Annotated in this window: 13 protein-coding genes; 8 read left to right on the forward strand and 5 right to left on the reverse strand. The window is 42.9% G+C overall.

All coding sequences use genetic code 11. The annotated features are described in order from the left end of the window. Positions 1–53: 53 nt before the first annotated feature. Positions 54–2,282, forward strand: a complete 2,229-nt coding sequence (locus CAG58_RS05325; protein WP_161426574.1) for an NADP-dependent isocitrate dehydrogenase — start codon at positions 54–56, stop codon at positions 2,280–2,282. A 53-nt stretch (positions 2,283–2,335) separates the two neighbouring features. On the opposite strand, the gene cspD is transcribed toward CAG58_RS05325, so the two are convergent. Next, positions 2,336–2,557: a cold shock domain-containing protein CspD gene (gene cspD / locus CAG58_RS05330; protein WP_004395077.1), complete on the reverse strand. Its 222-nt coding sequence runs from the start codon at positions 2,555–2,557 to the stop codon at positions 2,336–2,338. 694 nt (positions 2,558–3,251) lie between these two features. Between cspD and clpS the strand changes: the two genes are divergently transcribed. Together clpS and clpA are read left to right on the forward strand one after the other, a co-directional pair. Next, positions 3,252–3,572, forward strand: coding sequence for an ATP-dependent Clp protease adapter ClpS (gene clpS, locus CAG58_RS05335; RefSeq protein ID WP_040904233.1), 321 nt, complete (start codon positions 3,252–3,254; stop codon positions 3,570–3,572). A gap of 39 nt (positions 3,573–3,611) precedes the next feature. After that, positions 3,612–5,876 carry an ATP-dependent Clp protease ATP-binding subunit ClpA gene (clpA, locus tag CAG58_RS05340; protein ID WP_040904235.1) on the forward strand — a complete coding sequence of 755 codons (2,265 nt, stop codon included), beginning with the start codon at positions 3,612–3,614 and terminating at the stop codon, positions 5,874–5,876. Positions 5,877–6,048: 172 nt separating this feature from the next. Here clpA and infA read toward each other — a convergent pair whose 3' ends face one another. From infA to aat, 3 genes are all read right to left on the reverse strand, one after another. Then, on the reverse strand, positions 6,049–6,267 hold the full coding sequence (gene infA, locus CAG58_RS05345; RefSeq protein WP_004395079.1) for a translation initiation factor IF-1: 219 nt from the start codon (positions 6,265–6,267) through the stop codon (positions 6,049–6,051). Positions 6,268–6,351: 84 nt separating this feature from the next. Further along, complete coding sequence (locus CAG58_RS05350) at positions 6,352–7,053, reverse strand: arginyltransferase (protein WP_161426216.1); 702 nt, start codon at positions 7,051–7,053, stop codon at positions 6,352–6,354. Then, positions 7,050–7,784: a leucyl/phenylalanyl-tRNA--protein transferase gene (gene aat / locus CAG58_RS05355; RefSeq protein WP_161426217.1), complete on the reverse strand. Its 735-nt coding sequence runs from the start codon at positions 7,782–7,784 to the stop codon at positions 7,050–7,052. Before aat ends, CAG58_RS05350 begins: the two co-directional genes overlap by 4 nt. Before the next feature lie 33 nt (positions 7,785–7,817). Here aat and CAG58_RS05360 point away from each other — a divergent pair, with 33 nt between their 5' ends. Beyond that, a complete protein-coding gene (locus tag CAG58_RS05360) occupies positions 7,818–8,273 on the forward strand; it encodes a glycine zipper 2TM domain-containing protein (RefSeq protein WP_040904237.1) in 456 nt (151 codons plus the stop codon). Between the two features lie 133 nt (positions 8,274–8,406). After that, entirely contained in the window at positions 8,407–9,687 is a 1,281-nt protein-coding gene (aroA, locus tag CAG58_RS05365) for a 3-phosphoshikimate 1-carboxyvinyltransferase (RefSeq protein ID WP_161426218.1), read from the forward strand. A gap of 59 nt (positions 9,688–9,746) precedes the next feature. On the opposite strand, the gene CAG58_RS05370 is transcribed toward aroA, so the two are convergent. Then, positions 9,747–9,998 (reverse strand): YciN family protein, encoded by a 252-nt coding sequence (locus CAG58_RS05370; protein WP_158138553.1) that lies wholly within the window; start codon positions 9,996–9,998, stop codon positions 9,747–9,749. A 417-nt stretch (positions 9,999–10,415) separates the two neighbouring features. Between CAG58_RS05370 and topA the strand changes: the two genes are divergently transcribed. The 3 genes from topA (at position 10,416) to glgA (ending at position 16,153) form a co-directional block, all read left to right on the forward strand. Beyond that, positions 10,416–13,046: a type I DNA topoisomerase gene (topA, locus tag CAG58_RS05375; RefSeq protein WP_161429851.1), complete on the forward strand. Its 2,631-nt coding sequence runs from the start codon at positions 10,416–10,418 to the stop codon at positions 13,044–13,046. Between the two features lie 433 nt (positions 13,047–13,479). After that, positions 13,480–14,697 carry a glucose-1-phosphate adenylyltransferase gene (gene glgC, locus CAG58_RS05380; protein ID WP_161429850.1) on the forward strand — a complete coding sequence of 406 codons (1,218 nt, stop codon included), beginning with the start codon at positions 13,480–13,482 and terminating at the stop codon, positions 14,695–14,697. Positions 14,698–14,707: 10 nt separating this feature from the next. Beyond that, complete coding sequence (gene glgA / locus CAG58_RS05385) at positions 14,708–16,153, forward strand: glycogen synthase GlgA (protein ID WP_040904783.1); 1,446 nt, start codon at positions 14,708–14,710, stop codon at positions 16,151–16,153. Positions 16,154–16,344 lie beyond the last annotated feature (191 nt).

Here is a 16,344-nt window from a genome sequence, read left to right on the forward strand (position 1 = left end):
ATTCACATCGTACTATTTCATCCCATAGTGCGGTTAGAACAAAGGGAAAGTTCATGCCTACAGAAAAACCAACCATCATCTATACCATCACTGATGAAGCGCCGGCGTTAGCGACGTATTCATTACTGCCAATTATTCAATCATTTACGGCATCATCAGGGATCAGTGTTGAGACCAGAGATATTTCGTTAGCCGGGCGTATTCTTGCCAGCTTCCCTGAACACTTGAAAGAGAATCAACGAGTCAGCGATGCTTTATCTGAGTTGGGCCAGTTAGCACAAACCCCAGCGGCGAATATTATTAAACTACCAAATATCTCAGCGTCGATTCCTCAGTTGAAAGCCGCGATAAAAGAGCTGCAAGACAAAGGTTATGATCTTCCCGATTATCCTGCAGAACCGAGCACTTACGAGCAGGAAGCGATCAAAGCCACTTACGATAAAATTAAAGGCAGTGCGGTAAACCCAGTACTACGAGAAGGTAACTCGGATCGTCGTGCGCCAACATCAGTGAAAAATTACGCCAAGAAAAACCCGCACTCAATGGGCGCTTGGTCGAAAGATTCCCGTTCTCACGTGGCGAGCATGGATGATAAAGATTTCTTTGGCAGTGAAAAATCGTTAACGGTTACCGGTGACACTCAGGTCTCGATTGAGTTTGTTGCTCATGATGGCACTCGTAAAACTTTGAAAAAGCCATTTGCTTTGCTGGATAAAGAAATTATCGACACCAGCGTGATGAATAAGAAGGCTTTAGTGGCGTTTTACGAAAAAGAGATCGCCCAAGCTAAACAGCAAGATATTTTGCTTTCTTTGCATCTCAAAGCGACGATGATGAAAGTCTCTGATCCGGTGATTTTTGGTTATGCGGTTAAAGTTTATTACCAAGATGTATTTGCTAAATACGGTGAGCTGTTTGATCAACTCGGTGTTGATGTTAATAATGGTCTTGGCGATGTTTACGCTAAAATTAAGACCTTACCACAAGCGCAGCGTGAAGAAATCGAGTCTGCCATTCAAGCGGTATACACCACTCAACCTCCGTTAGCGATGGTTGACTCAGATCGTGGTATCACCAATTTACACGTGCCAAGCGATATTATTGTTGATGCTTCAATGCCAGCGATGATCCGCTCATCAGGTCAAATGTGGGGACCGGATGGTAAACAAAAAGATACTAAGGCGTTGATCCCTGATCGTTGCTACTCAGGGGTGTATCAAGCGGTGATTGATTTTTGTCGTGATAATGGCGCTTTTGATCCTACCACCATGGGTAGTGTGCCTAACGTTGGTTTAATGGCACAAAAAGCCGAAGAATATGGTTCACACGACAAAACCTTTATCCTTGATGCTGATGGCGTTGTGCAAGTCATTGATCAATCAGGTAAAGTATTGCTTGAACAGGTTGTCGAAGCGGGTGATATCTTCCGTATGTGCCAAGTGAAAGATGCACCGATTCAAGATTGGGTTAAATTAGCCGTTAATCGTGCTCGCGCAACGGGAGTGCCAGCGGTATTTTGGCTCGATGAATCTCGCGCCCACGATCTTGAGCTGATTAAAAAGGTTAAGCAATACTTGCCGGATCACGATACCCATGGTCTAGACATCAAAATTATGTCGCCAGTACAAGCTACACTCTACACTTTGGCGCGCATGAAAGAAGGCAAAGACACCATTTCAGTAACCGGTAATGTACTGCGTGATTATCTGACTGACTTATTTCCGATCCTTGAATTAGGAACGTCAGCGAAAATGCTGTCCATCGTTCCGCTAATGAACGGTGGCGGTCTGTTTGAGACCGGAGCGGGTGGCTCTGCACCGAAGCACGTACAACAAGTGCAGAAAGAGAATCACCTACGTTGGGATTCTTTGGGTGAGTTTCTCGCTCTTGCTGCCTCACTGGAGCATCTGAGTGTGGTCACGGGTAATCCGAAAGCCCAAGTATTGGCTGATACCTTGGATGTAGCAACAGGCAAGTTTTTAGATAATAACAAATCACCGTCACGTAAAGTCGGCGAGTTAGATAACCGTGGCAGCCATTATTATCTTGCTACTTACTGGGCGGAAGCGCTCGCTGAGCAAAAGCAAGATAGTGATTTAGCCACGGAGTTCGCTCCCATTGCTCAGCAATTGAAGGCGCAAGAGCAACAGATTATTCAAGAACTTAATCAGGCGCAGGGCGTGCCGGCTGATTTAGGTGGCTATTACGCCCCTGAGTTTGCCAAGGCGTCTACTTTGATGCGTCCTAGCCAGACGTTAAATAAGATTATTGACCGCGCTTAAACAACAAAACCCGCCGAAAGGCGGGTTAGTTTTAGACACAAGTTGGCAGCGAATTATTTACTTGGTTGGCCTTCAATCGGTACCACATTACTCGCATGATAGCCTTTAGGGCCCTGTTCCACTTCATAAGCAACCTGTTGGCCCGCCTTTAATGTGCGATAGCCATCCATTTTTATCGTTGAATAATGAGCAAAAATGTCTTCATTTCCGCCTTCCGGACAAATAAAACCAAATCCTTTAGCGTTGTTGAACCATTTTACTGTACCTGTAGCCATGCTATACATCCCTCATGCATTGTATTACTGATGTTGTTAACGCTTACCTTGTTTATCGACAGCCTCCAATAAAAAAGGCATCAATCTTCGCTTTTTATTCCGTTAGCGAAGCGGTTGTTAAGTGAATAACCATTTAGCCGCTGCCAAATTTTTAGTCACTAATTGACCAATGTAGCCAATGATTGAGCGCAGTCAATAGTAAAAAGACATAAAAATCGTCACTTTTATAGGTAAATCACTTAACTAGCCTGCTATTAAACGCATATTTATCAAATACACGCTGGCGTTGTGGTATTGATAGTGTCTCAGCCGCATTGATAATGTGATCCTCAATCGCTAAAAGATAGATGCGTTGTTTAGGATTTCCCTCCAGATCTCAGTTGATCGATTGAAGGGGTTATTAACGTAAGATGATGTAATGAGAAATTTAGCGTGTGGATAAATGCAATTTGATTTGCAAATAGCAATGCATAATGTGATATCTGGTGCATAGTGGTGGGTGAATTTTACACATTTAAACCTAGCGGATAACCGGAAAAGTGAGGTTTTATTTGCAGCGATACCATTGCTAGATTAGTCTCTAAGTAAGGGTTGTTTTTCACCTGAGCAAGCCACCAGTAAAGTTTATTTACTGCGCTGATGAAAAGGGTAACAATGAGTAATACAACGAGAAACGCTCCTAAATACGACGGTTATGAGTAGAAATTTTGAATGGGTCACTCCAGGCTCTGACTTACTGGAGAAAGAGAAAACCGCGGTTAAACCCCCGGCAATGTATCATGTGGTACTCAATAACGATGATTATACTCCGATGGACTTTGTCATCGAAATACTGGCTCGATTCTTTTCAATGGACATGGAACGAGCGACGCAAGTCATGTTGAGAGTTCATTATGAAGGAAAAGCCATTTGTGGCACGTATACTGCAGAGGTAGCAGAGACGAAGGTGGCACAAGTAGCGACATACTCAAGAGAAAATGAGCATCCCCTCTTGTGTACCATGGAGCAAGCTTAGACTTGCAACAACAATCTGGTTGTTCCTCAAGGAGGCCTTATGCTTAACAAAGAACTAGAATCGAGTCTCAATGGCGCGTTCGCTCGAGCGCGAGATAAAAGACATGAATTTATGACCGTCGAGCACCTCCTACTTGCATTATTAGAAAATGATGCAGCGAAGGATGCACTCGTCGCTTGTCAAGCCGATATCGATAACTTACGTCGCGAGCTTGATCAGTTTATTGATCAAACTACACCCTTAATTCCTAATAACGATGAAACACGCGAAACTCAGCCTACATTAAGTTTTCAACGTGTATTACAGCGCGCTGTTTTCCATGTTCAATCTTCTGGTCGCAGTGAAGTCACGGGTGCTAACGTACTGGTTGCCATTTTTAGTGAGCAAGAATCTCACGCGGCGTACCTATTGAAAAAGAACGATATCAGCCGTCTCGATATTGTTAACTACATTTCTCATGGCATCACGAAAACATCTGGTGCCGAAGATTCGTCAGGGGATGCTTTTGGTAGCAGTAGCCCTGAAGAATCAAATTCTGATGAACGTTTAGAAAGCTTTGCTTGCAACTTAAATCAGCTTGCCAAACAAGGCCAAATTGACCCTCTAATCGGCCGAGATAAAGAGCTTGAGCGCACTATTCAAGTATTATGTCGTCGTCGCAAAAATAACCCTTTATTAGTGGGTGAGGCCGGAGTAGGTAAAACTGCGATTGCTGAAGGTTTAGCGTGGAGGATTGTTGAAGGGCAAGTGCCTGAAGTCATTCAAAATAGCGTGATCTACTCTTTAGATATTGGTTCGTTATTAGCCGGGACCAAATACCGTGGTGATTTTGAAAAACGTTTTAAAACCATTCTAAAACAGTTAGAAAAAGAAAAAGATGCAATTTTATTTATCGATGAAATTCATACCATCATCGGTGCTGGAGCCGCTTCTGGCGGACAAGTTGATGCGGCTAATTTAATCAAACCTTTGCTGAGTAGTGGTAAGCTACGTTGTATCGGCTCAACGACTTATCAGGAATACAACACCATATTCGAAAAAGAGCGTGCGTTATCCCGTCGCTTCCAGAAAATTGATGTTGTCGAGCCTTCCATCGATGATACAACAAAAATTTTGATGGGCTTAAAACCAAAATATGAAGCTCACCACGATGTTCGTTATACCAATAAAGCGTTACGCGCAGCGGTGGAGCTCTCGGCTAAATACATTAACGAGCGTCACTTGCCAGATAAAGCGATTGACGTCATTGATGAAGCTGGGGCGAGAGTTCGATTGATGCCTGCAAATCGACGCAGAAAAACGGTCGGTGTGGCAGAAATTGAAGCCATGGTTGCTAAAATGGCTCGTATACCCGAAAAGTCAGTGTCTTCTTCAGATAAAGATATTTTGAAAAATCTGGATAAGAAGATGAAGATGCTGGTATTTGGTCAAGACAAAGCTATTGAAGTGTTGAGCGAGTCGATTAAGCTGACTCGTGCAGGATTGGGTGCGGAAAATCGCCCTGTCGGCTCCTTCTTATTTGCAGGCCCAACAGGGGTCGGTAAAACTGAAGTCACTGTTCAGCTATCTAAGTTGCTTGGTATCGAGTTACTGCGCTTTGATATGTCGGAATATGGTGAGCGTCACTCGGTGAGTCGTTTAATTGGTGCGCCTCCTGGTTATGTTGGTTATGACCAAGGCGGATTATTGACTGATGCAGTGATTAAACATCCTCATGCTGTCGTGTTATTGGATGAGATAGAAAAAGCGCATCCCGATGTATTTAACCTATTACTCCAAGTGATGGATAATGGGACGCTAACCGATAACAATGGCCGTAAAGCCGATTTTCGTAACGTTATCTTAGTCATGACGACCAACGCAGGGGTTGCGGAAACAGTTAAAAAATCAATTGGTATGATTCAGCAGGATCACAGCCATGACGCGATGGCGGAGATCAAGAAGGTCTTTACGCCAGAGTTTCGTAACCGTTTGGATCATGTAATTTGGTTCAATAGCCTTGATGAGCGAGTGATTCACCAAGTCGTTGATAAATTTATTGTTGAACTACAAGTGCAGCTTGATGCTCGTGGTGTTTCTCTTGAAGTGTCAGAAGATGCACGCCACTGGTTAGCCGTGAAAGGGTATGATCGTGACATGGGGGCTCGCCCGATGGGTCGAGTGATTCAAGATCAGTTGAAAAAACCATTGGCTAATGAATTACTGTTTGGTTCGTTAGTCGAAGGTGGAACGGTCAAAGTGGATTTAGCTGATGATCAATTAACGTTTCAGTATATGAGTTCTCGTGAAAAGGTCGCTCATTAAGCGTAATCCTTTGCTCAGCGAAACTCACGATTGAATGAAATTAAGTTAATAAAAAAGCGCACAGAGTATCGTGCGCTTTTTGTTATCCGTGTATCACCCGATCCATGATTCACTCTCAGGCAACAAAAACGGAGCATTAAGCTCCGTTTTTGTTGCATTCGAAAATCAGTGATTAACGAGCACGGAAGACGATGCGACCTTTAGAGAGATCGTACGGTGTCATCTCGACAGTAACTTTGTCTCCAGTAAGAATGCGGATATAGTTTTTGCGCATTTTACCAGAAATGTGAGCCGTCACTGTGTGACCATTTTCTAGCTCAACACGGAACATTGTATTTGGAAGAGTATCAAGGACAGTGCCTTGCATCTCAATTACGTCTTCTTTAGCCATTTAATCCTCTTTAGAAATTTGGCGAAAAATAATCAACGGCGTATTTTGCCGTTAAAAAATCAATATGTAAACTTGGGGCGTATTCTACCCTTGCCAACGCTGTTTGACTAGCTTTTGATGTGCTCTGAAGCGTACTTTGTAGTTCATCGCTGGGCATTCATCAATTTGATATCCCAAATAAAGCCACTGTTTGTTCATGGTTTTAGCAAGCTCAAGTTGACTAAGAACGCCCAATGTTCCTAAGGATAGGGAACTATCGGGATCAAAGAAGGTGTAAAATGCACTCGCACTACTCGGGAGAATATCGGTGATAGCGACAGCGACTAACTGATCATCCAAATAGAGATGTAAGTATTGTGTATCTAACCAGTCCGAATTAGCAAATTTAGCAAATTCATCACGACGAGGAGGATACATAGTACCGCTGTTATGACGCGCTTCGATGTAACGAGAATAGAGCGTAAACCAATCTTGATCCATCTCTGGTTTTAATTGCCACCGATAACGAGATTGTACTTGTTTGAGCAGGCGTTTTTGACTTTTCGATGGGGTGAATTCACTCACTGATACGCGCAGAGCTTGGCAAGCTTGGCAATGATCGCAATGAGGCTTATAGATAATGTCACCACTGCGTCGAAAACCATTGGCTAGCAGTAGCTCATAGTTTTCTGGGCTCTGCATGTGAGGCTCCATTGCAACGGCGACTCGCTCCATACGATCGGCTAAATAACTGCAGGGATGATTATTGGTTAAACCAATGCGTATTTGCTGTAAATCAGAACTCATAGCGACTCCTTCGATGAGTCGTTAACGGTAAGAGATAACCATTGAGGTTGAAAGCAGTGATCTGTTACCTGACCTTGCTTTAAGGATAGCAATGAATCTAAAAATTGGTCACGTGGTAATTCAACGGCACCTAATGAGCGAAGATGTGGGTTCATGACTTGGCAATCGATTAATTGCCCACCACAGCGTGCAAAATGGACACAGAAATACCAAAAACCGATTTTTGATGCGTTATCAGCTAAACTAAACATCGATTCACCACAAAAGAGCTGCCCGACTTGAATGCCGTATAGCCCACCCACTAAGGTATCATCACGCCACACTTCAACGGAATGGCAAATGCCTTGCTTGGCAAGTTGTTGATAGGATGAACGCATATCCGCATTTAACCAAGTTTGCTCAGCAGGACGTACTGCTGCACATAATTCAATCACTCGTGCCGTATCATGATTTAAACTGACTCGATAAATGTGTTTACGTTGAAATTTTTGCACACTTTTTGCTGGTTTAAAGGTCTTAGGAAAAAACACGGCACGTGGGGAGGGACTCCACCAAAGAATGGGTTCGCCAGGGCCATACCATGGGAAGATACCATTGTGGTAAGCTGAAATAAGACGATCGGGATGCAAGCTCCCACCAAAAGCCAGTAGGCCATTAGGCTCATCTGAGGCAAGTAAAGGCGAGGGGAAATCGAAATTATCACTCGCTAATTCAGTGAGATAGAGTGCCATTACTTAACCAACTTATCCTAATAGGAGTAAAAAATGACAAAGTGGATATGGATCTTATTGATTTTTCCTCTGTTTGCCAATGCTGCGTATCAACGAAATCAGGCGAGACCGGTTAATGATGTCGTTTTTGGGCAAGTAGAAACCGTCCGTTATATTACCCAGCAAGAGATTATACATTCAAAATCAAAGGGCTGGGAAACATTGCTTGGTGCGGTAGTTGGAGGCCTTGTCGGTCATCAGTTTGGTGATGGTCGAGGTAAACAAGTTGCCACGGCGGTTGGCGCAGCAGCTGGTGCGGGTGTTGCTCATCATCATGGAAATAAAACTCATCTTATTGAGTATAAATTGGTTGAGCTATTGATTAGAACGAACGATGGTCAATTGATTGATGTTATTCAAGATCTCGATAACCAAATGATCTTTAACCGAGGTGATTTAGTAAGAATCTTGTACTTCTCAGATGGTGTGAGAGTGGATAAAGAAAGATAAGCAAGATTTTTTGTATTGAGCGAGGGATAAAGACTAGCGAGGATAAAAGATTTTGGTTAGTCTGCCAGTATCAAGAATTTTACTGCCTTCAATATTAATGGTTATGATGACAGTGCAAGGAAATACACGTTTAATGGAAAGTCTTACCTTACAGCCTATTGCAAATATTAATGGTGAAGTTAATTTGCCAGGTTCAAAAAGCGTTTCAAATCGAGTGCTTCTGTTAGCCGCATTAGCCACTGGAACGACACGCTTAACCAATTTACTCGACAGTGATGATATCCGCCATATGCTCAATGCATTGAGCCAATTGGGTGTTAAGTATCGGCTTTCAGCGGATAAAACACAGTGTGAAGTAGAGGGGTTAGGTCAACCCTTTGTAATCGATGGTTTACAAGAACTCTTTCTCGGTAATGCCGGGACGGCAATGCGCCCATTGGCTGCAGCATTGTGCTTGGGGCGTGGTGAGTTTGTTCTCACGGGTGAGCCACGAATGAAAGAGCGACCAATAGGCCATTTGGTGGAGGCTTTGCGTCAAGCGGGGGCAAATATCGAGTATTTGGAAAATGAGCATTATCCTCCATTGCGTATTCAAGGAACCGGATTAAAGGCGAGTCATGTTTCGATTGACGGTTCTATTTCCAGCCAATTTTTAACGGCCTTCTTAATGTCGGCACCATTAGCAGAAGGCACCGTGACTATTGATATTGAAGGCGAGTTAGTTTCAAAACCGTATATCGATATTACGTTACATCTGATGCAACAATTTGGTGTTCAGGTGATCAATCACAACTATCAGAAATTTGTGATTCCTACCGGTCAATCGTATGTTTCTCCTGGTGATTTTCTGGTTGAAGGCGACGCTTCTTCTGCTTCTTATTTTCTTGCTGCTGCCGCGATAAAAGGCGGTCAAGTTAAAGTAACGGGTATTGGTAAAAATAGTATTCAAGGCGATGTCCAGTTTGCTTATGCGTTAGAGAAAATGGGCGCACAAATTGAATGGGGAGACGATTATGTGATTGCTCGTCGTGGAGAGTTAACTGCAGTCGATTTAGACTTTAATGCTATTCCTGATGCTGCGATGACGATTGCTACGACGGCTCTATTTGCTAAAGGGTCAACGGCGATTCGTAATGTTTACAATTGGCGAGTTAAAGAGACCGATCGGTTAACCGCGATGGCAACAGAACTGCGTAAAGTTGGTGCTCAGGTCGAAGAAGGTGAGGACTACATTATCATCACCCCGCCAAGTCATTTACAACATGCGACAATCGATACCTACGACGATCATCGCATGGCGATGTGCTTTTCTTTAGTCGCGCTTGGTGAGACACCAGTGACGATTAATGATCCAAAGTGTACATCAAAAACTTTTCCTGATTATTTTGAGAAATTTTCCCAGTTATCTCACTGAGTTAATTAGGAAAATAAATGTTCAGCGTCACTACGGAAAAAGCCTCAATATAGAGGCTTTTATTGTTTTTTAAGGGTAAATTGTTTTGAAAGATGATGAGCTAAATATTTAAACATATTAAAAACGGCGGTTGTTTTTTCACTTGGCAGACCTTGAGGGTCAAGAAAATACTCACCTTTAAATACCAATACGCCGTCTTTTTCTTCTACGCTGGTCGTGCGCATTCCCTCTATATAGCTATCGTGTTCTTGAATTAATTGATTGGCTATGAGTAATAAATCGAATTCATTGATGGGTTGTTTGGTCTGCATATTGTTCTCTTTATTTTAGGTTGTTCTTTGATTTACTTGCTCTCGGTATTACGTTTCTCTATGCTGCTGCCCAGTAGATAACGACTGTCTAGCAATTGATAACGTGATTGTAGAATTGTGTCATGTAAAAACCATGATCATAAACAGGAAATGGATAAAAGACAATTTTGCCTGATTTTGTGATTAACAACATATTTTCTAGATTAATGGTCGCGCCTAAAACAGACTCTCTTTACTATGAGGCTAATTTTGTCTTGCGAATGCTGTTTCGTCGATTTGTCGAGCAAACAAGCGTTTTTTTTCAAAAACAGGTTGATCTTCTGCTTAACTGGCTCGATAGTAAAAAAAGAAGCAATATTTTTAGAACATCATGCGATTTATTACTCGCAGTGTGATTAAGGGCATTTGAATCAAATTATGGGTAAATCACTCGTTATAGTGGAATCGCCAGCCAAGGCTAAAACAATCAATAAATACCTTGGTAAAGACTTTATTGTTAAGTCTAGTGTCGGTCATGTCCGCGATCTGCCTACGGCAGGTCAAACTACTACCACGGCTAAAAAAGCGACACCAGCAGCGAATAAAGCACTTTCTTTGGAAGAAAAAGAGCGTTTAAAAAAAGAAAAAGAACGGACCGCTCTGATTAAGAAAATGGGAGTGAATCCTTTTCAAGGTTGGGAAGCGAACTATCAAATTCTCCCAGGCAAAGAAAAAGTGGTCGCTGAGCTACAGAAATTAGCTAAAGACGCCGATTGCGTTTATCTCGCAACCGATTTGGATCGCGAAGGAGAAGCTATCGCTTGGCACCTACGTGAGATCATCGGTGGTGATGAAGAGCGCTATAAGCGGGTAGTGTTTAACGAAATTACTAAAAATGCCATTCAGCAAGCCTTTGAGCAACCGGGAGAGCTGAACATGGATGGCGTTAATGCTCAACAAGCGCGTCGTTTTATGGATCGCGTTGTAGGCTTTATGGTCTCGCCATTATTATGGAAAAAAGTGGCTCGTGGCCTTTCTGCTGGTCGTGTGCAGTCGGTAGCGGTGAAACTCCTCGTTGAGCGTGAGCGTGAGATCAAAGCGTTTATTCCTGAAGAGTTTTGGGATATTCATGCGGACACAAAAACCAGTACGCAAGATGATTTTCGTTTGATGGTGGCTCAACAAGCGGGCTCTGCTTTTAAGCCGACCAATGAGGCTGAAACTCAAGCCGCACTTTCAGTGTTACAAAAAGCGCGCTTTGAAGTTTGTAAACGCGAAGATAAACCTACCAGCAGTAAGCCTAGTGCACCTTTCATCACCTCAACGCTTCAGCAAGCCGCCAGTACACGTTTAGGCTATGGCGTGAAGAAAACCATGATGTTGGCACAACGCTTGTATGAAGCGGGTTACATTACTTATATGCGTACTGACTCGACTAATTTAAGTAGCGAGGCGGTAGAATCAGCCCGTCAGTTTATCGAGCAGCAATTTGGTCCACAGTATCTGCCACAACAAGCGATTGTCTATGGTAGCAAGAAAGGGGCTCAAGAGGCGCACGAAGCGATTCGTCCTTCCGACGTTAATGTCAAAGCCGATGACTTACAAGGGATGGAAGCGGATGCACATAAGATTTATGCTCTGATTTGGAATCAATTTGTCGCTTGTCAAATGACCCCCGCCCAGTACGATTCAACCACCATCAGTGTTAAAGCAGATGAGTATACGTTGAAAGCGAAAGGACGGATTTTGAAGTTCGATGGCTGGACTCGCGTACAGCGTCCACTCGGTAAAAATGAAGATCAAATTTTACCCGCAGTTCAAGTCGGTGAAGTACTTACTCTTGAGAAACTTGATCCTAAGCAGCATTTTACCAAACCGCCAGCACGTTTTACGGAAGCCGCATTAGTCAAAGAATTAGAAAAGCGTGGTATTGGGCGTCCATCGACCTACGCGTCGATCATTTCTACCATTCAAGATCGTGGCTACGTGAAAGTTGATCAGCGCCGTTTTTATGCAGAGAAAATGGGCGAAATCGTGACCGATCGTCTCGATGGTAGTTTTACTGATCTAATGAACTATGATTTTACTGCTCGGATGGAAGAAAAACTTGACCAAATTGCAGAGGGTGAAGCGAATTGGAAACAAGTATTGGATGCCTTTTTCGTTGATTTTAGTGGTGATTTAGAGCAAGCCGAGCAGGACGAAGATCACGGTGGTATGAAGCCTAACCATATTGTCATGACTAATATTATGTGCCCAACCTGTTCTCGTCCTATGGGGATCAGAACGGCTTCAACTGGGGTCTTCCTCGGTTGTTCAGGTTATGCATTGCTTCCGAAAGAACGTTGTAAAACGACGATTAATTTGGGCGATGAAGATGGCATTATCAATGTTCTTGAGGAAGATGTCGAAACGGCAGCGTTACGAGCGAAAAAACGTTGTCCGATTTGTGAAACGGCGATGGACGCTTATCTAATTGATGGTCAACGTAAACTACATGTTTGCGGTAATAACCCAAACTGTGAAGGTTATGTCGTTGAAACCGGTGAGTTCAAAGTTAAAGGTTACGACGGTCCCGTTGTTGAGTGTGATAAATGTTCATCAGATATGGTGTTAAAAACTGGACGTTTTGGTAAGTACATGGACTGCACCAATGACAACTGTAAGAACACTCGAAAGATATTGAGAAACGGCGAAGTTGCTCCTCCTAAAGAAGATCCGGTTCATTTCCCTGAACTGCCGTGTGAAAACTCAGATGCCTATTTTGTGCTACGTGACGGTGCTTCTGGACTATTCTTAGCCGCCAGTAATTTTCCGAAATCTCGTGAAACACGGGCGCCTCTTGTTGAAGAGTTACAGCGTTTTAAACAACGTTTACCTGAAAAGTACCAATATCTAGCGACGGCTCCCACTCATGATCCCGATGGGCTTGCTGCGGTGGTACGGTTTAGTCGTAAGAGTAAAGAGCATTACGTACGCACGGAAGCAAATGGTAAACCTTCCGGTTGGACGGCAATCTATGACGATGGTCACTGGCAAGTGACGGACAAACGAAAGTCAGCCAAATAAGAGAAATTTTTCTTATCGATAACAACATTGAGGCAGCCATTGGCTGCCTCAATGTTTTCCTAGTAAGTCATTCTTAATGGAGAATCGGTGTGCTTTTTCAAGCAAAATTATTCCCCAATTTTCATCCTATTTTTCTCATCATCAATAAATAGTCGTTATTTTTCGTTACCAAAAATGAAACATAAAAATGCAATTTCATAACGTTATGATGCCTTAATTGTGAACAAGATTAGGAGTTCAACCGATTGGCTGTTTTACTGGCTCAAAATAGACAATTGCCATTTGTATTTTTATGCAAACGCTATAAAGTAATACACAACCAATTGCACTTTTCGTGGTTGGCCGAAAGGCCGTAATAAACTAAGGATAGTATCGTCATCCCCCCAATAGTATTGACATGACGATAATCAATAAAACTTAATGGAGAATAACAATGACCGGTGTACTAGGAATGATTCTGGCTGGTGGTGAAGGCTCAAGATTGAAGCCTTTAACTGAATCGCGTACTAAACCTGCCGTGCCATTTGGTGGTAGTTATCGCTTGATAGATTTCGCCCTAAACAATTTTATTAATGCAGATTTAATGCGAGTGTATGTATTAACACAGTTCAAATCGCAATCCCTTTATCTGCATATGAAAAAAGGCTGGAACGTCTCTAGCCTGCGTGGCAGCTTTATTGATTCCATACCTGCCCAGATGCGTGATGGTAAACGTTGGTACGAAGGAACGGCCGATGCTATTTATCAGAACTTACGTTTCATTGAAATTTCTGAAGCCGATGATGTCTGTATCTTTGGTTCTGATCATATCTATAAAATGGATATTCGTCAGATGCTTGATTTCCATCGTCGAATGGAAGCCAAACTGACCGTCTCTGCCATTCGTATGCCTCTTGTCCAAGCGTCACAATTTGGGGTGATAGAGGTAGATGTCACGGGGAAGATGATTGGTTTTGAAGAAAAACCTCAGCACCCTAAATCGATACCGGGTGAGCCTGAGTGGGCATTAGTATCAATGGGTAATTACATTTTTGATACCGATACGTTATGCCGTGAATTACGTGAAGATGCGGTAAACCCAGAGTCTAGCCATGATTTTGGTAAAGATATTATCCCTAAAATGTTTCCGCAGGGTGAAGTCTTCGTTTATGATTTCTCAACCAATAAAATCAAAGGTGAGAAGGGCGAAGCCTACTGGCGTGATGTCGGCACGATTGAATCTTATTGGTCTGCGCATATGGACTTATTGCAAAAAGATGCGCCATTTTCTCTTTATAACCGCAGTTGGCCTTTACATACTCATTATCCACCGTTGCCACCAGCGACCTTTGCTAATGAAGGAGAGAAAAAGGTTTGTATTACCGATAGTTTAATTTCAGCGGGAAGTTATATCCAAGGTGCAAAAATTTATAAATCGGTGTTAGGTTTTCGAACCAATATCGGTGCAGGTTCATGGATCAGTGAATCGATTATTCTTGGTGATGTCAAAATTGGCGCTGGTTGTACGATTAAACGCACGATTATCGATAAGGACGTCGAAATTGCTCCAGGAACGGTGATTGGGGAAGATTTACAATTAGATAGGCAGCGCTTCCATGTCTCTGATGAAGGCATTGTAGTCATCGAAAAAGGAATGAAAGTTGGATTCTAATCTTGAAAAAATGAATATTTGGTTTGTTGTATCCGAAGCAGAAGGCTTAGTGAAGAGCGGAGGCTTAGCCGACGTTGCCAAAGCTTTACCAAAAGCATTACAGGAGTTAGGTCACCAGGTAGCCATTGTGCTACCTGCTTATCGTTCAATTCCAAATAAAATGGATTTACCCATCATACTCGAAACCGAGTTAACCCACTGGCCTCATACTCGCTATCAAGTAAGGCAGGGTGAGCTCGACGGTGTTGTGGTTTACCTGATTGATTGTGATGTTTACTTTGATCGACCAGAAATGTATGCGGAGCACAATCAAGCTTACACGGACAACGGTGAGCGTTTTGGTTTTTTCTCGGCGGCGTGTCTGGATATTTTGCCCAAGCTGAATATTAAGCCAACCATCATCCATGCCAATGATTGGCATACAGGTTTAGTGCCTTTTTTATTAAAAACTCGCTACCGTGAAGACCCACATTTTTTCGGCGTTAAGTCGGTGCTGACTATTCATAATGCCATTTTCAAAGGTATTTTTTCCTACTACCAATTGGAAGTTATCCCCGAGTTAAATCTCTCTGGGATGGAGTTTCTACAGTACGGACATGATCATGTTAGCATGCTACGAGCTGGTATTGCTTTTGCCGATAAAATCAATGCGGTGAGTCCTAATTATGCTTCTGAACTGTTGACGCCGTTAGGTTCTCACGGATTGGTGGATGATTTTGTGCGCCGTGCGCGAGATCTGCATGGGATTGTCAATGGATGCGATTATTCTGAATGGAGCCCCTTGACGGATCGTTATATTCCTCAGACTTACCATGCGGAACGACAATCGCTCACTCTAGGAAAATCAGCCAGTAAACTTGCCTTGCAGCAAGAGTTAAATTTACCACAAGTGACGACACCGATGTTTGGCATGGTATGCCGTTTGACTCATCAAAAAGGATTTCATTATTTATTGCCTATTCTTGAGTCGTTTTTGCGTAATCAGGTACAAGTGGTGATCGTCGGCACCGGTGAACCGGAGATTGCGGCGGCATTACATAAAATTGCTGCGCATTATCCTGATAAGTTAGGGTTTGTTGAGACTTACAGCAATCGTTTGGCTCATTTAGTTGAAGCGGGCTCGGATTTTTTTCTCATGCCCTCAGAATTTGAAGCTTGTGGACTAAACCAAATCTACAGTATGGCTTATGGTACTTTACCTATCGTACGCGAGGTTGGAGGTTTAAAAGATACCGTACAAGATTATGATAAATACCCTCAGCAAGCGACGGGGTTTGGTTTTCAAGAGCCGTCACCAGCGGCATTATTGATCACGATGCAGAGGGCGTTGCTGTTTTATCTACAGCAACCTGAAGAGATGCTTAATGTTCAAATACGAGCGATGAGCAGAGATTTTGGCTGGCGTGAGTCTGCTCTTGAATACCTTAAAATGTACCGCTTAGCCATTTTTGACTAAATGTCTATGAAGACGGGAAGCGTCAATGCTTGTTGATCGGCTACCATCGTCTTTTCTTTTCTAATCACTTTCCTTTATACCGATGGGGAGCTTCCCCGTCGGTTTACCAATCGCCCGTTTAACAACAATAGATTTTTACAACTCAAAAACGATTTTTGACACTAAAATATGCTAATCTCTCAGTATCAATG

This window comes from Vibrio sp. V31_P5A7T61, from assembly GCF_009904895.1.
In the GTDB taxonomy this organism is placed as follows: Bacteria; Pseudomonadota; Gammaproteobacteria; order Enterobacterales; family Vibrionaceae; genus Vibrio; species Vibrio metschnikovii.

What these genes read in the sequence shown, in the direction of transcription:
- CAG58_RS05325 (WP_161426574.1), top strand. Translation starts at nt 54, where the DNA reads ATGCCTACAGAAAAACCAACCATCATCTATACCATCACTGATGAAGCG.
- cspD (WP_004395077.1), bottom strand. Translation starts at nt 2,557, where the DNA reads ATGGCTACAGGTACAGTAAAATGGTTCAACAACGCTAAAGGATTTGGT.
- clpS (WP_040904233.1), top strand. Translation starts at nt 3,252, where the DNA reads ATGAGTAGAAATTTTGAATGGGTCACTCCAGGCTCTGACTTACTGGAG.
- clpA (WP_040904235.1), top strand. Translation starts at nt 3,612, where the DNA reads ATGCTTAACAAAGAACTAGAATCGAGTCTCAATGGCGCGTTCGCTCGA.
- infA (WP_004395079.1), bottom strand. Translation starts at nt 6,267, where the DNA reads ATGGCTAAAGAAGACGTAATTGAGATGCAAGGCACTGTCCTTGATACT.
- CAG58_RS05350 (WP_161426216.1), bottom strand. Translation starts at nt 7,053, where the DNA reads ATGAGTTCTGATTTACAGCAAATACGCATTGGTTTAACCAATAATCAT.
- aat (WP_161426217.1), bottom strand. Translation starts at nt 7,784, where the DNA reads ATGGCACTCTATCTCACTGAATTAGCGAGTGATAATTTCGATTTCCCC.
- CAG58_RS05360 (WP_040904237.1), top strand. Translation starts at nt 7,818, where the DNA reads ATGACAAAGTGGATATGGATCTTATTGATTTTTCCTCTGTTTGCCAAT.
- aroA (WP_161426218.1), top strand. Translation starts at nt 8,407, where the DNA reads ATGGAAAGTCTTACCTTACAGCCTATTGCAAATATTAATGGTGAAGTT.
- CAG58_RS05370 (WP_158138553.1), bottom strand. Translation starts at nt 9,998, where the DNA reads ATGCAGACCAAACAACCCATCAATGAATTCGATTTATTACTCATAGCC.
- topA (WP_161429851.1), top strand. Translation starts at nt 10,416, where the DNA reads ATGGGTAAATCACTCGTTATAGTGGAATCGCCAGCCAAGGCTAAAACA.
- glgC (WP_161429850.1), top strand. Translation starts at nt 13,480, where the DNA reads ATGACCGGTGTACTAGGAATGATTCTGGCTGGTGGTGAAGGCTCAAGA.
- glgA (WP_040904783.1), top strand. Translation starts at nt 14,708, where the DNA reads ATGAATATTTGGTTTGTTGTATCCGAAGCAGAAGGCTTAGTGAAGAGC.